This is a genomic window from Aeribacillus sp. JST-2, assembly GCF_056032925.1.
This window is the reverse complement of record NZ_JBVVUU010000046.1, coordinates 1-16,526: the sequence shown is the minus strand read 5'-3', so window position 1 is coordinate 16,526 and position 16,526 is coordinate 1. Positions and strand designations below refer to the sequence as shown.

The following is a 16,526-nucleotide window of genomic DNA, read 5'->3' as shown; positions in this document are numbered from 1 at the left end:
GACGGTCTGATTGACATCTAAATCCAGCTAACATGATGCAAGGTTCGTGTACAAATCACAGAAAATGGTGAAGAGACATATTTAAAACAATTAAAATAATGATTAAGCCGAATAGTGCTTATTAAGATTAAATGGAAAATTAGGTTGATTTTTACATAAAGCAAACCTTTATGAACTCTCTCAGTTTATTATTAATGTTGTATTAAAAAGAGAAAATGAACTTGATAGGACCAAGATCGTTGCTTCTAAGAGAGGTTGAGCAATATACAGAGTATAACGTGCAACGTTTGCTTGTTATACTTGGGTGTACAGGGTTGTGGCAGGGTGAGTGGGAGAAGTAGTTTAGGATTTTAAAGAAATAGTTAAGTTAGATTTAAAATATATTCGTGAAGGATCCTTATTTGTATGTATAAGGATCATATTTTGAACTATTGAAATAATGATTGAACCTAATAGTGCTAATTAGAACATTTTTTACGTAAAACGAGCCTTGATGGTAAGCATTCACCCCATAATTGCCCCATGTCCATCATCCTCGTGAACTTCAATGACTTTGGGAACTATACGAACAATCGTGGGACAGAGAGATGATGAGTGCTCTTCTGAATATATGAAAAAGGCAGTCGAACAAGTCGGAGGGAGCTTATCAGAAGGAGAGGCGGAGCGTTGGGAGTCTGTCTATAACACTTTCTCGATCGTGGTCTGACTGAGCAAGAAGTGGGCATAAGGCAAGGTGATTCGTGTGATGCAGGATTTCGCAAAGTAAAAACTTGATCAAACGTGTGTCAAAACGAAGAACGGAAGCGTTTCTATTCCTTCGAGAGAGTAATGCATCATTTAACAATAACTAATTCGAACGTGATTTACGGGTGGTGAAGGTCAAACAAAAGATTTTAGGGACGTTTCGGCAAAAAAAGATGCCCATGTTTTCTGTCAGATTCGTAGTGTCATTTACACACTGAGAAAACAACGAAAACCCTCTTGGAGTCTCTGAAGCAACTACTCATGGGGTAATCTTTGGGGATCATACTATCCTGCTCCTAAGGGTGTTTACATGTCAAAACACCCTGTTGATGCTGGATTCTTAAATATTCACTAGTCTTCGGATGAATGGAATATCTTCTATGAGTGATGTAATAAAAAGGAAATCAGACACCTGTGATTAGTTCCTTTTTTCTGTTTTTACAATATTCATTAAGGATTCAGGGGCTGTTAGGGTCATTTTTTTCTGAAAGGAGCTTATTAAAGTGAAAACAAAAAAGATTCTTTTAGTTGGTGCCTCCTTAATATCAGGAAATAGAGGAGTAAATGCTTTAACAAGATCAGCAATTGAAGGTTTAATAGATCACTTAGATTCACCACAAATAAAAATTTTCTCATACACTGCCAAAAAAAAAATAACCCATACTTTTTATAATAAGAATCAGCAATTATTAATAGAAGAGATACCTGTGAATACGAAATGCGCTACATTATTAAGTTTTCTATCTTTCATTGAAAAAAAAGTAAGCATATATACCTTCATAAGTAAAATTGATAGTTTTAAAGAGATTTTAACTCATATTGATTGGGCTGATCTAATACTTGATATTAGTGAGGGAGATAGTTTTAGTGACATTTACGGATGGAAACGTTTTGTAATGCATTCTAATATAAAAATACTTGCTGTAAATAAAAATAAAAACTTAGTATTATTACCTCAAACGATGGGACCTTTTAAGAACAAAATGTTTCAAAAGATAGCCAAATATATTTGCAACCATGCAAAGTATAATTATGCTAGAGATATGATTAGCTTTAACTATTTAAGAGATGAGATTGGTGTTAAAGAAAACAAAATTAAATACTGTCCTGATCTAGCCTTTTATATGAAACCAATTGAAAAAGATGCTGTATTAGATATAAAACAGGATGTCGCATCGGATATATTAGTTGGGATTAACATAAGCGGATTACTATATAATGGTGGTTATTCTAAAAACAATATGTTCGGTTTTATCTCTAATTACAAAGAAGTAATGGAAAAAATTGTGGAAATGTTTTTAGAAGAATATAAAAATGTAAAAATTATTTTTATTCCACATGTTATTACAAATAATTTACCAGTGGAAGATGACCTTTTGGTTTGCCGAAAAATGTATCATAAATATAGTGAAAGATATCCTGGAAGAACTTATTTGTGGAAAGATTATTTGCGGGAAGATGAAATTAAAGGAATGTTAAAGAATTGTGATTTTTTTATTGGTGGAAGGATGCATTCATGTATTGGCGCAATTTCTTCAGGTGTTCCAACATCTCCAATAGCTTATAGTAGAAAGTTTATTGGGATTTGGGAGCAATTTGGATTAGAAGATTTTGTTGCTGATCCTAGAAAACATACGATAGATGAAATAATTTCTATCATTAAAAAGTCATTTGAAAATAGAGAAAGAGTTTTAGATCAAATAAATTCTACGAATGAAAAATTTAAAAATGAATTGAGAAATATGTTTCTATCTCTTTAAGAATCGGTGAAGGAAAAGTGTATAAACAATCATTATTATTATCCATTAGTAAAGGTTTGAAATCAATCTCAGCACTTATTATTACAATGATAATAGCAAGAGTACTTTCTCAAAGTGATTATGGAATATATAGACAATATACTCTTATCACAAATCTTTTAGGTAGCATTTTAGTGTTAGGTGTTCCAACGTCAGTCAGCTATTTGTTCAAAATTATAGATAGAAAAGATTTATCTAAATTGTTTACTTCCACTACCGTTATTTTAGCAACTATTAATATTTTAACTTTATTAATTTTGATTGTTTTTAAAAAACCATTTATTTTTTTATTTAGTAAAGATGGAGAAATAGGGAATTATTATATACTTTTAGTTTTATATATCATCGCTATTGTATTCTTTAGTTTTTTAGAAAATATATATATATCTGATGATAGAGGGTATATTTTTGCAAAAGTTAACTCTATTTATTTTGTTATTCAAATAGTACTATACATATATGTAAGTTATAGATTTAAAGATCTGTATTTAATTCTGTTAACACTATTATTATTAGAAATAGGTAGAGGTATATTCCTTTATTTCCATTATAAGATATCAAATTCAATTCATTTTGATGTTGATGCTAAATTAATAAATCGACAAATAAAGTTGGCTTTGCCAATTGGGTTATCTTTTATAGCACAAACATTAAACTTATACCTTGGTAATTTGTATGTGTCAAAAAATTATAGTGTAGATGATTTTGCTGTGTTTTCAGTTGGAGTTACGGAAATTCCTTTTGTCTCAATAGTAACAATTTCTATAGCCGCTGCAATTCTACCAACACTTTCACAAAAATATAATAAAGATCATAATCCTAGGGAAATGTTAAAAATATGGAAAGATTCAACCGTTATTGGTTCGATTTTTATTTTCCCTATTTTTTGGATTCTGTTATTTTTTAGTGATGGATATATAGAATTTATTTTCTCTAAAGAATATTTACCTGCTAAATATATATTTATTGTTTTTTTATTAAAATTACCACTTGCGATTACTGTTTTTGGAAACATTCTTATTGTTCTTAATAAAAGTAAATATATTTTATTTAATATGATATCTGCAATAGTAATAAACATTTTATTTATTATCATTTTTGATAAGATTTTTTTATTGGAAGGAGTAGCACTAGCTTCAGTTTTAACACAATTTCTTCTAGTTTTAATTACTTTGACTCAGATAAAATTAGTTCTGGGAGTTAGATTTAAAGAATTGTTTCCATTTAAGGAGATTACACTAAATTTTTTTATTTCAGGATTAATAATTTTATTTTTTTATTTCATATCAGGGGTCTTTACTAAGAATAATATTTTATCCTTTTTTATTTTTGGTGGATTTGGATTCTTGATTGTGAATCTCATATTTTACTTAATGGGATACTCAAAACCTTTTATAAAACAAATTAAGACAAGATTAAGAGGGGAAAAATGAAGAGCAACGATATAATTACTAAAGTCCTAAAAAGCAACATGTGTTCAGGTTGTGGAATATGTGCAGGAATTGTAAAAGATAAAAAAATTAAAATGGAACTAAGTTCCGAAGGTTATTTAAGACCGGTAATATATGGAGAGTTAACAAACGATGAAAATAATGTATTAAAAAATGTTTGTCCAGGTAATGTTATTAATTATGAAGTAATACCAAATAATGAACCTTTGTGGGGGAATATTAAATCAAGTACATTAGCATATTCGTCAGATAATAATATAAGGCACAAATCTTCTTCTGGGGGGGTATTATCACAATTACTAATCTATTTATTGGAGAAAAATGAAATAGACGAAGTAATCCATATTGGTGTCAGCAATGGAAATCCACTTTTAAATGAAATCAAAAGAAGTAAAACTAAAGAAGAAGTACTTAGTAATTCTGGTTCTAGATATAGTCCATCAGCACCACTTGCGACGTTAGGTGAAATACTAAATGAGGAGAAGCGATTTGCAATAGTGGGAAAACCTTGTGATATTGCGGCTTTGAGAAGTTATTCTAGACTAGATGAAAGAGTTTCTACTAAAATTCTGTATATGTTTTCGTTTTTTTGTGCAGGTATTCCTAGTTTAGAGGGTACTTACAAAATACTAGAATACTTTAATGTTAATAAGGACGATGTAAAAACGTTTCGATATCGAGGCGAAGGATGGCCTGGATTAACCAAAGTTGTTACAATTCAAGGTGAAATATATCAAATGAAATATGAAGAATCTTGGGGAAAAATATTAAATCGATATTTACAAGCAAGATGTAAAATTTGTATAGATGGGATTGGAGAGTTTGCAGATATAAGCTGTGGAGATGGTTGGTTTGGCGATGAAAATGGATACCCTATCTTTGAAGAGCAGCAAGGAAGAAGTCTAGTAATTACAAGAAATGAAAAAGGCCAAAAACTATTAGAGAGAGCAGTAAAAAAAGGTTATATTGTCATAGATAAAAATATCAACTCAGAAGAAATTGAAAGAATTCAACCATATCAGTCGGACAGAAGAAAGCTGTTATTATCAAGAATATTAGCTATGAAGATTTTTATGAAAAAGACTCCTAAATATCCAATTCGATTATTATTTATGAATTCTAGAAAAGCAATATTTAGAAAAAGATTAAAAAGTTTTATAGGAACTATAGTTCGTATTATAAAAGGCAAAATATAAACAATGGTAATTGTTATAGATTTTTTAACCATCGGCAAGCCTGTGACTTGCCGATGGTTGAAAAATATCGCGATTCTTTGGTTAAACACTAAAAAGAGAAAACACTAAGTCGTTGGCCAAGTAGTGATTAAAAAAACGACTTTCGGATGATCAGCGATTTTCATAAAAAATACATCAAATTATTTAAGCGAGTTGTTCACATCGCATGCAACTCGGTTATGTCTCTCTAGATCATTTGAGCATTGAAGGTTCGAAAATAAAGGCCAATTCATCCAAACATAAGGCAATGTCAAAAGAGAATGTAACAAGAGATAAAGTGATTGGAAAATGAGAGATGTGAAGCGTCCTGAGAAGCCCAAAAATCTGATGAACGAGAAGAAGACGAGTATAGTCTCCTTTCGGAATCAGTGAATGAGGAATCACACTTTACGTATCAACAAGAAGGTGATATGTTTATTTGCTCTACTGAGAAAACAATGGATATGGAAGCAAACGAAGCATGCAGAAAAGCTAAATAAACCAACAGAATAGGTATACGAGGTGTTTTGAATATGAAGGGGATCATTCTAGCGGGTGGAAGCGGCACCCGCCTTTATCCTTTAACTAAGGCAGTATCTAAGCAATTGTTGCCTATTTACGATAAACCGATGATTTATTATCCTTTATCTGTACTAATGTTAGCAGGTATCCGTGATATTTTGATTATTTCTACTCCAAGCGATACACCGCGTTTTCGAGAACTTCTAGGAGATGGATCGGACTTAGGAATTTCGTTATCCTATGCCGTTCAACCGTCGCCAGATGGTCTTGCACAGGCATTTATTATTGGAGAAGAGTTTATCGGTGATGATAATGTTGCATTGATTTTAGGAGACAATCTGTTTTATGGTCATGGGTTAACAAATTTATTACAAAAGGCTGTGGAACGGAAAACGGGAGCGACGGTGTTTGGATATTACGTAAACGATCCAGAACGTTTCGGTGTTGTGGAGTTTGATGAGAATGGTAAGGCTATTTCTATTGAAGAAAAACCACAAAATCCTAAGTCCAATTATGCGGTAACAGGGTTGTACTTTTATGATAATCGTGTTGTTGAAATTGCGAAAAGTATTAAACCATCTGCACGAGGAGAATTAGAGATTACAGATGTGAATAAAAAATATTTGGAGCTTGGTGAGTTGCATGTTGAAATTTTAGGCCGAGGTTTTTCGTGGTTAGATTCTGGTACTCATGAGTCACTTCTGGAAGCATCGCAATTTATTGAAACTATTGAAAAACGTCAGAGTTTAAAGATTGCTTGTCTTGAAGAAATAGCTTATTTGAAAGGCTATATTGATCGAGAGCAGTTATTAAAACTAGCGGAGCCGTTAAAGAAAAATCAGTACGGTCAATATTTAATTGATATTGCAAACCAGAAAAGACGACCAATCTATTTATAAAATGATGGGGTGTTTATAATGAAAGTGACCGTGACTTCATTACCCGGTGTGTTGTTGATTCAACCGAAAGTATTCGGCGACCATCGCGGTTTTTTTATGGAAAGCTATAATAAAAAGATTTTTTCGGAATATGGAATTGATTTTGATTTTATTCAAGATAATCATTCGTTGTCACAGCAAGCAGGGACGATACGAGGACTTCATTATCAGTTAAATCCTAAAGCGCAAACGAAATTAGTTCGCGTTACTCGAGGAGCGATTTACGATGTAGTTGTTGATATTCGTAAAGGTTCGCCGACATTTGGCAAATGGCAAGGTTTTATATTAACTGAAGATAACAAAAGACAGCTACTTGTGCCTAAAGGATTTGCCCATGGATTTTGTACATTAGTAGAAAATACAGAAGTACAATACAAAGTGGATGAATATTATTCACCCGAACTGGATCGCGGCATTCTTTGGAATGATCCGGTGTTAGGGATTGATTGGCCGATAGGGAATCCAATTTTATCTGAAAAAGATACAAAACATCCATTATTAGCCGATGCGGAAATCAACTTTGAGTGGGAGAGATAATAATGAATCTTTTAGTCACAGGTGGAGCAGGTTTTATTGGAAGTAACTTTGTTCGTTACATGCTTGAGAAATATCCAAATTATAAAGTAGTCAATTATGATTTATTAACCTATGCTGGTAATCTTGAAAACTTAAAGGATGTTGAAAATCATCCTAACTATACTTTTGTAAAAGGTAATATTAATAACCGTGAGTTAGTAGATTATCTTGTGAAAACTCATGAAATTGATGTAATTATCAACTTTGCTGCTGAATCTCATGTCGACCGCAGTATTACAGATCCTGATATTTTCGTGAAAACAAATGTATTAGGCACGCAAGCGTTATTAGATGTGGCGAAAGCCAATAATATTATAAAATATGTACAAATTTCAACAGATGAAGTGTACGGAACGCTTGGAGAAACGGGATATTTTACAGAACAAACACCATTAGCGCCAAATAGCCCTTATTCGGCAAGCAAAGCTGGCGGAGATTTGCTTGTAAGAGCTTATCATGAAACGTATGGTCTAAATGTGAACATTACGAGATGTTCCAATAACTATGGACCATACCACTTCCCTGAAAAATTGATTCCGTTAATGGTGACAAACGCCTTAGAAGGAAAAGAGCTTCCGATTTACGGTGACGGTAAAAATATTCGCGATTGGCTGTATGTAAAAGACCATTGTGCGGCGATTGATTTAGTCATTCATAAAGGTAGACCTGGTGAAGTATACAATATCGGTGGACATAATGAACGTACAAATAATGAAATTGTACATTTAATCGTTGAAAAGCTCGGTGTATCAAAAGATTTAATTAAATATGTTGCCGATCGTCCGGGACATGACCGCCGTTATGCGATTGATCCAACAAAGATTATGACAGAACTTGGTTGGAAGCCCCAATATACATTTGAAAAGGGTATCGTTGAAACGATCCAATGGTATATTGACAACCAAGAATGGTGGAAAAATATTAAATCCGGTGAATATATGAAGTATTATCAAAAACAGTATGGTGACAGATCATGAAAGTGTTGGTGACTGGTGCAAAAGGACAGCTTGGGACTGATCTAGTACTTTTGCTTTCAGACCGTGGTTATGAAGTTTATGGATACGGGAAGGAAGAATTAGATATTACCAATTTTGATCAAGTTAAAAGAGTTATTCGTGAGATCCATCCAGATGTAGTTATTCATACTGCTGCCTATACAAAAGTTGACCTAGCAGAATCTGAGCCAGATCAAGCATTTTTAATTAATTCATATGGGACGAGAAATATTGCAGTCGTATCGGAAGCGGTAGGGGCTAAACTTGTTTATATAAGCACGGATTATGTCTTTGATGGAACAGCTACTACACCTTATAATGAATTTGCTTCGACAAACCCACAAAGTGTATATGGAAAAAGCAAATTGGCAGGTGAACAATTTGTTCGTGATTTACACTCTAAATTTTTTATTGTTCGCACTTCTTGGGTGTTTGGAAAGCATGGAAATAACTTTGTTAAAACAATGCTAAAATTAGCTAAAGAACGGAATGAGTTGATGGTCGTTAATGATCAAGTCGGTTGTCCAACATATACGGTGGATTTAGCAAACTGCATTTTAGACTTAATTCAAACTGAAAAATATGGGATTTACCATGTTTCAAATAGTGGTCAATGTTCTTGGTATGAATTTGCGAAAGCTATTTTTGAAGAAGCAAAAATAAAAGTTAAGGTTAATCCTTGTATGACAAAAGATTTTCCAAGACCAGCACCGAGGCCGGCTTTTTCAGTTTTTCAGCATATGGCTCTCAATTTAAATCATTATAGAAAAATGCGAGATTGGAGAGAAGCGTTGAAAGAATTTATTATACAAATTAAACTATAAGGTAGTGATGGAAATTTGAAACAAGTGACGGGGAAACATGTAGCAATCATTATTTTAAACTGGAATGCCTACAATGATACGTTTGAATGTTTAAAATCGCTAGAACATTTAACGTATCCTTACTTTCATGTATTTTTAGTAGACAACGCATCACAAGACGGCTCGTTTGACAAACTACAACAAGATTATAAAGATGGAAAGTTTCATATACCAATCACATTCATTCAGACTGGCGCAAATTTAGGATTTGCGGGTGGGAATAATGTTGCTATTAAAGAAGCGTATAACCAAGGATATCAATATTTTTGGATGCTGAATAATGATACAGTAGTTGATCCGAATGCTTTAACTCCATTAGTGGAGGTTTTAGAGAAAGATAAGCAAGTCGGAATTGTTGGTTCGAAGATTTATTATTATGGCACGAATAAAATTTGGTTTGCGGGTGGCAGGGTTAATTATTGGTTAGGTAACACTCAACATATTGGAATCAAAGATAAAGACAGAGAAACATACAATCAAATAAGAGAAGTTGATTATATTACTGGATGTAGCTTATTTTTCAGAAAAGAATTGATTAACTCTATCGGATATATGACAGAAGATTATTTTATGTATTGTGAAGAAGTAGAGTGGAACATAAAGGCAAAACAACAAGGATGGAAAATAATGTATATACCAAAATCTGTTGTTTATCATAAAATATCCAATTCATCAAAGTTAGGCCAGAAAATTGCACCATATGTTGCTTACTATCATATTAGAAATTCTTTTGTAATGATTCGGAGAACCCAACCTATTCAGAAAATATTTGTAGCATTTTTTAACATGTTGTTTAAAGGTATGATGTTTTTTATTAAAATGTTTGTTAAAAATGAAAATAATAAGGTACAAAGAACAAAATATATATTAAGAGGTGTTAAAGATGGGATAAATATGAAAATGGGGATTCATAAACAAGATATTTAGTTTTGTTTATTGAGGGTAACGGTAATAAATATAAATAATTGAATGTAGAAAATTTAAACAGAAGTAAAGGAAGTATAAACTATGAATAAAAGAGTTTTAGTGGTATGTGGAGCGTTTCCATATCCTCCAAATCATGGTGGAGATATCGATGTGTGGAAAAGAATTGAAATATTAAATGAAATAGGATTTAAAGTAGATTTAATTTGTACAGTAAAATCACAACCTCATGAAAATGAAATTCGAGAGGCAAAAAAATATTTAAATAACATTATATTATGTAAAAGGCAAAATCGTATTATTGATATGTTTTGCAGACTTCCCCTTCAAGTTGAATCTAGGAAATCGTTAAAAGATGCTCAGTTTCCATATGATTATGACATAGTGATTATGGAAACTGAATATGTTTATCATATCTTAAATAATAGTAATTTAAAGTATAAGAAAATCTATCTTAGGGTCCATAATGATGAAAAAGTATATTATCGGCAGTTAGGTTACAGTGAAAAAAATTTACTAAGAAAGATTTACTACTTTTTAGAGTCTCAAAAATTTTCATTATTAAATAAAGAATTGGTAAAAAAAAATTTAGAGATGTTATTTATCTCATATAATGAATATCAAAAGTTCTTTTCTAATAATCAATATCATCAAAATCGCATTCATTTTTTACCTCCTGCTATAAACATAAACGAGTTTAAGAGGGTACCACTTATATCTAAAAATGTTCTATTTATAGGATCCTTATTTATGGTTAATAATAGAGAAGCAGTAGAATGGTATATTGAGAAGATACATCCTTTGTTAAAAGAAATTAAAGACTATAAGTTTATTATCGCTGGTAATACACGAGGGCAAAAATATGAATGGCTTGAAAATAAAATTAAAAAGGATAAAACGATTATTTTCTATGATAGTCCAATTTCACTAGATCATATTTATAATGAAAGTGCTGTATTTGTTAATCCTATGTTACATGGTGCTGGAGTTAAATTGAAAACTATTAATGCTATTCAAAATGGGCTACCTGTAGTTTCAACAACAATTGGTATTGAAGGAACAGGCTTAAAACATGGTAAGCATGTATTAGTTTCGAATGATGCTGCTGAATTTGCCGAATGTATAAAGTTAATGCTGTTTTCGAAGGATAAAGCTATAACAATGGTAAAAGAAGCGCAGGAATATTTATATATAAATTATAATCATAAAAAAGCTATTGAACGTATCATCAACTTGTAAAAAAAACGATTAAAGATAGGTTAGGGTTACAAAATGAGGGATCGGATATTACAAATTTATCTAACGTTACTTTTATTTTTAACTATATATCAGGATTTTCCTCTTGTTAATTATTTTGGTGAAATTGCTAGAACACCAGTATTTTTATTATTGCCAATATTTTTATTAGTTGAGATAATAGCTGTTTACAAAAAGAAGAATATAAAATTTACCTTTTTACAAAAAAGGGTATTATGGTTTTTAATAGGAATCTTTTTAGTGAGCCAATTTTACAATTTACTATTATTTATAAAAGGTACTTATATATATCTAGGAGAAAATATCTTCATTAAGAGCCTAAAGGCTAGCTCGTATATCTTTTTAATTCTCCTTTATATAAGACATCTCTATTTTGTAATATCTATATTAAATAATAAGAGAAATATTTATTTTCCTGTATTTTTAATATCCACTTTTCTTTTTTTAATAATGATTTATGAATATATTAAAATTCCTAGGGCAATGCTTAATTGGCACTCTTCTCCTGATATATATTGGAGAGTTAGACTTCTAACTGCTGAAAGTAGTTTTTCAGGACCTATAATTTTTATTTTTACAGGTCTCCTATTCTATTTAACAAACTATCTAAAGCTATCTTTTTTTAAATATTTGTCATATATTTATTGTCTAACTATTTTAGCAACATATATATCTGTTACCGGTTCTAAAGGATTTTTAATATCATTACTTTTAGTATTAATTTTACTAATTCTAAAAAATGTGGTAACTATAAAGATAAAACTGAAAGATTTACCGGCGATATATTTAATAATTATTGTGTTTATAGTAATACTTAATGCATCTGTAGGATATTTACAAAGTAGTTTAGAGTACGATATTGAAGAAGCTACCTCATTAGCTACAAGATTAAGTACCAATATAATATCTCTAATTATATTTCTATATAATCCATTAGGTGTTGGAACTGGTAGTTATATATTTTTCTTTACAAAATATATTCCTATGTCTATAGAGTATACTAGTAAATTACTTTTTTATTTTGATATTCATAACTTGAATTTTGAAGAACTTAACCATTATTTGTCTTCAGAACAATTCCTGTCTGTAAAGGCTGGTTTTTTCCAATGGCTTATGTATGGAGGAATTTTAGCTATATATTTCTTTTATAGTTTAATTAAATATAGTTACACTATCGGTAGAAATAGTAAAATTTTATTTATTGTTAATTCCTATATATTTTTATCTATATTTACTTATATAGGGTTGGAGAATAAGTTTGAGATATGGATGTGGTTTGTATTTCTCGAATCATTTAGAGAAGTTGAGAAACATAGTTGAGTAGTATTTTCTAGAGAATATTTGTTTTTAATAGACAGGGAGAAGTGTAGATAATAATGAAAATAACAGTTGACGTAAGAATGATCAATGCATCAGGTATAGGAGTATATATCCAAAATATATTACCTAATATCATTAATAGGTTAGATAATTATCATTTTTATTTACTAGGTGACCCAAATATTCTGCTTAGACATGAATGGACTCAAAAATCTAATGTTTCCATCATTAATTTACAATCAAAAGTGTATTCTTTATCTGAACAACAGCATTTAGTATATAAAATTCCTAAAGATAGTGTGCTATTTTGGTCTCCTCATTATATAATTCCTGTTTTCTATAAAGGAAAAATACTCGTAACAGTGCACGATATATTTCATCTTGCTAAACCTGAATTTGTAGGTGGTTTTCATAAAAAGCTATATGCTAAATTAATGTTTAAAGCTGTTAGTAAAAAGGCGGATGCTATTATTTCAGTATCTGACTTTACAACAAAAGAGTTTCTAAAGTTTGTTAATAGAAATCAAAATAATATTTATACAATATATAATGGGGTAAATAATTTTTGGAGAGAATTTTTGGACAGAGATACAGATACAGATACAGATCGAAATCCTTATATTGTCTACGTAGGCAATGTTAAACCACATAAAAATTTAATCTCTCTAGTAAAAGCTTTTGAAAAAATCAAAAACGAAATTCCTCACAATTTAGTTATTATAGGTAAAAAAGAAGGTTTTATTACTGGTGATCAAGAAGTTATTAAATATGCCGAAAGACTAGGAGATAGGATTAAGTTTACAGGATTTGTTGATAATGAAACATTAAAGCGGTATATTGCAAATGCCCATGCTTTAGTTTTCCCATCTTTATACGAAGGCTTCGGCCTCCCGCCTTTAGAGGCAATGGCTTGCGGCTGTCCTGTAATTGTTTCAAATGTAGCTTCTTTGCCAGAGGTTTGTGGTGATGCCGCATTGTATATTGATCCGTATAGTCCAGAGGATATTGCTGAAAAAATCAAATTGCTATTATCGGATGATAAATTAAGAAAGGAATTACGGAGGAAAGGGTTAGAAAGAGCTAAGATGTTCTCATGGGAGAAATGTGCGGAGGAAACGATCAAAGTGATTGAGGAGGTGCTAGCAAAGTGAAAGTCGCAATCATTCACGACTGGCTAGTCACCTATGCAGGCGCTGAGAAAGTATTAGAACAATTAATCAAGATTTATCCTGATGCTGATTTGTTTAGCCTCGTAGACTTTATAGATGAAGATCAAAGAGGTTTTATTTTAAATAAACAAGTTACTACTTCTTTTATTCAAAAGTTGCCGTTTGCTCGGAAAAAATATCGCGGCTATCTTCCTTTCATGCCGTTGGCTATTGAACAATTGGATGTATCGAAATACGATATTGTCATTTCAAGTTCTCATGCAGTTGCGAAGGGAGTTATTACAGGCCCTGATCAACTGCATATTTCTTATGTTCATTCGCCTATTCGTTATGCATGGGATTTGCAACATCAGTATTTAAAGGAAGCAGGATTAGATCGAGGAATGAAAGGTTGGATCGCGAAGACAATCCTTCATTACATAAGAAATTGGGATTATCGCACGGCGAATGGGGTTGACTATTTTGTAGCTAATTCAAAATTTATCGCTCGGAGAATTTGGAAAGTATATCGAAGAGAAGCGGATGTCATCTATCCGCCGGTAGATGTGTCCGCTTTTACTTTCCACGATAAAAAAGAAGATTTTTATCTTACAGCATCGCGAATGGTTCCATATAAGAAAATCGACTTAATCGTTGAGGCTTTCTCACAAGTGCCAGATAAAAAATTAGTCGTTATAGGTGACGGACCGGATTTTCATAAAATTAAGGCAAAGGCTACTTCTAATGTAGAGTTGCTCGGATACCAGCCTTTTGAAGTTTTAAGAGACTATATGCAGCGGGCAAAAGCATTTGTATTTGCCGCAGAAGAAGATTTCGGAATCACACCTGTTGAGGCGCAAGCTTGTGGTACTCCAGTTATTGCCTATGGAAAAGGTGGGGCATTAGAAACTGTTCGAGGATATGGACAAGCTGAGAATCCTACAGGCTTATTTTTTGAAGAACAGACAGTAAAATCGTTAGTTGATTCTATTAAATCATTTGAGAATATTTCAGGTGATATTAAATACCAAGATTGTCGTGAAAATGCGTTGTGTTTTTCCCCAGAAAGATTTAGAAAAGAGTTTGAAGACTATGTAAATAGTAAACTTGAAAATATGTAGATAAAAATTAGGAGGTTTTCCATGAAACTTGTATTACTTTCTGGCGGTTCCGGCAAACGCCTTTGGCCTTTATCTAATGACGCTCGTTCAAAGCAATTTTTAAAAGTATTAGAAAATCAAAATGGGAAATTACAATCGATGGTACAGCGGGTATGGAGTCAGTTAGAAAATGTTAATTTGGCTGACTTTGCGGTTATCGCTACAAGTAAATCCCAAGTCGAGATGATTCAAAGCCAGATAGGGCAGGATGTTCCGATTATTATTGAACCGATGCGGCGTGATACGTTCCCTGCGATCGCTCTTGCATCGGTTTATTTATTTAGTGTTCAAGGCATTAGTTTAAATGAAGTTGTGGCTGTATTGCCTGTTGATCCGTATGTAGAGGACCGTTTTTTTGATAGAGTGAAAGATTTAGAGAAAAACGTACTCGCAAGTGGTGCTGATTTGGCGTTGATAGGAGTTGAGCCAACTTATCCTTCCTCTAAGTATGGGTATATAGTTCCGATTGCTAAATCTGGTGATCACGGATACTTAAAAGTCAGTCATTTTACCGAAAAGCCATCGGAAGAACAAGCGGAAAAATTAATACAACAAGGTGCTCTTTGGAACTGTGGCGTATTTGCGTTTAAACTTGAGTATATCATTTCATTATTGCAAGAAAAGGGTTTCGCAATTCAATATGATGAGTTGTTAAAGCAATATCATAAGTTGCCCAAAACCAGTTTTGACTACGAAGTGGTCGAGAAGACAGGGAATATTATTGTGCTGCCTTATGATGGCTATTGGAAAGACCTTGGCACATGGAACACGTTAACAGAGGAAATGGCAACAAACCAAATCGGTAAAGGCGTTATTAGCGCTGATTGTGAAAATACCCACCTCATTAACGAGCTAGACATTCCTGTGACAGTATTAGGAGTATCAAATGCTATTGTTGCGGCAAGTCCTGATGGGATTTTAGTTGCAGATAAGGCAAAAAGCCCAAAAATAAAAGAGCTGGTAAATGAATTTGATCAGCGGCCCATGTATGAGGAACGGCGTTGGGGCTGGTATCGTGTATTAGATTATACAAAATTTGAAGATGGGCGGGAAGTGCTGACGAAACGAATCGGTGTGAAAGCCGGGAAAAATTTGAGCTATCAAATGCATAACCACCGCAATGAAGTATGGACGATTATCAAAGGGGAAGGGTTGTTTGCCTTTAATGGTGAGATTACACAGGTTAAGCCTGGTGATGTACTGGAAATTCCAGCTGGAGCTATTCATTCGATAAAAGCTGTTTCTGATTTGGAAATAATTGAAGTTCAAACAGGAAAAATGTTAATTGAGGAAGATATTGTGAGAATATATTTGAGCTGGGAAGAGATCGAAGAGAATTGTTCTTTTATAGGGAAGAAGTAAATTTATAGGAATATATCAGACAAAATTATTTACTGCGAAAAGTTTTTTGGAGCCTCATAATCCCGGCACCCGGGCTTATGGGGCAAAGTTTTTTGTGCGATGGCGGTTGATTCTCATTTGATTAGGTTTGTGGAGAGCAAGGTTTCAAGGTTTCTTGGCACAGGTTATTGGCTATTTGTTAGAAAACCTTCAATCGAAGCTTGATGAACTCGGTCCATCTGGACTCGTCAAAAACCGTGCGTATTCCAAGTTT

The 16,526-nt window shown here is 32.4% G+C and carries 13 protein-coding genes; all 13 read left to right on the top strand.

Annotated elements, in window-relative coordinates:
* Positions 1-1,247: 1,247 nt before the first annotated feature.
* A complete protein-coding gene (locus tag AC0KTX_RS14800; protein ID WP_474252886.1) occupies positions 1,248-2,504 on the top strand; it encodes a polysaccharide pyruvyl transferase family protein in 1,257 nt (418 codons plus the stop codon).
* 17 nt (positions 2,505-2,521) lie between these two features.
* Entirely contained in the window at positions 2,522-3,976 is a 1,455-nt protein-coding gene (locus tag AC0KTX_RS14795; RefSeq protein WP_474252885.1) for a lipopolysaccharide biosynthesis protein, read from the top strand.
* Entirely contained in the window at positions 3,973-5,190 is a 1,218-nt protein-coding gene (locus tag AC0KTX_RS14790) for a Coenzyme F420 hydrogenase/dehydrogenase, beta subunit C-terminal domain (RefSeq protein WP_474252884.1), read from the top strand. The genes AC0KTX_RS14795 and AC0KTX_RS14790 overlap by 4 nt, the downstream gene beginning before the upstream one ends.
* A 551-nt stretch (positions 5,191-5,741) precedes the next feature.
* The gene (gene rfbA / locus AC0KTX_RS14785; RefSeq protein ID WP_474252883.1) at positions 5,742-6,629 is read left to right on the top strand and encodes a glucose-1-phosphate thymidylyltransferase RfbA; all 888 of its coding nucleotides are present in this window, start codon (positions 5,742-5,744) and stop codon (positions 6,627-6,629) included.
* 18 nt (positions 6,630-6,647) lie between these two features.
* Positions 6,648-7,205 (top strand): dTDP-4-dehydrorhamnose 3,5-epimerase, encoded by a 558-nt coding sequence (rfbC, locus tag AC0KTX_RS14780; protein ID WP_474252882.1) that lies wholly within the window; start codon positions 6,648-6,650, stop codon positions 7,203-7,205.
* A 2-nt stretch (positions 7,206-7,207) separates the two neighbouring features.
* Entirely contained in the window at positions 7,208-8,221 is a 1,014-nt protein-coding gene (gene rfbB, locus AC0KTX_RS14775) for a dTDP-glucose 4,6-dehydratase (protein WP_474252881.1), read from the top strand.
* Positions 8,218-9,063 carry a dTDP-4-dehydrorhamnose reductase gene (rfbD, locus tag AC0KTX_RS14770; RefSeq protein WP_474252880.1) on the top strand — a complete coding sequence of 282 codons (846 nt, stop codon included), beginning with the start codon at positions 8,218-8,220 and terminating at the stop codon, positions 9,061-9,063. Before rfbB ends, rfbD begins: the two co-directional genes overlap by 4 nt.
* Before the next feature lie 24 nt (positions 9,064-9,087).
* A complete protein-coding gene (locus AC0KTX_RS14765) occupies positions 9,088-10,029 on the top strand; it encodes a glycosyltransferase family 2 protein (RefSeq protein WP_474252887.1) in 942 nt (313 codons plus the stop codon).
* 81 nt (positions 10,030-10,110) lie between these two features.
* Entirely contained in the window at positions 10,111-11,265 is a 1,155-nt protein-coding gene (locus tag AC0KTX_RS14760; RefSeq protein WP_474252879.1) for a glycosyltransferase family 4 protein, read from the top strand.
* A gap of 33 nt (positions 11,266-11,298) precedes the next feature.
* Positions 11,299-12,603: a hypothetical protein gene (locus AC0KTX_RS14755; protein ID WP_474252878.1), complete on the top strand. Its 1,305-nt coding sequence runs from the start codon at positions 11,299-11,301 to the stop codon at positions 12,601-12,603.
* Between the two features lie 56 nt (positions 12,604-12,659).
* Positions 12,660-13,754 (top strand): glycosyltransferase family 4 protein, encoded by a 1,095-nt coding sequence (locus AC0KTX_RS14750; RefSeq protein ID WP_474252877.1) that lies wholly within the window; start codon positions 12,660-12,662, stop codon positions 13,752-13,754.
* On the top strand, positions 13,751-14,872 hold the full coding sequence (locus AC0KTX_RS14745) for a glycosyltransferase family 4 protein (RefSeq protein WP_474252876.1): 1,122 nt from the start codon (positions 13,751-13,753) through the stop codon (positions 14,870-14,872). Before AC0KTX_RS14750 ends, AC0KTX_RS14745 begins: the two co-directional genes overlap by 4 nt.
* A gap of 21 nt (positions 14,873-14,893) precedes the next feature.
* Positions 14,894-16,273, top strand: a complete 1,380-nt coding sequence (locus tag AC0KTX_RS14740) for a sugar phosphate nucleotidyltransferase (protein ID WP_474252875.1) — start codon at positions 14,894-14,896, stop codon at positions 16,271-16,273.
* Positions 16,274-16,526: the final 253 nt, after the last annotated feature.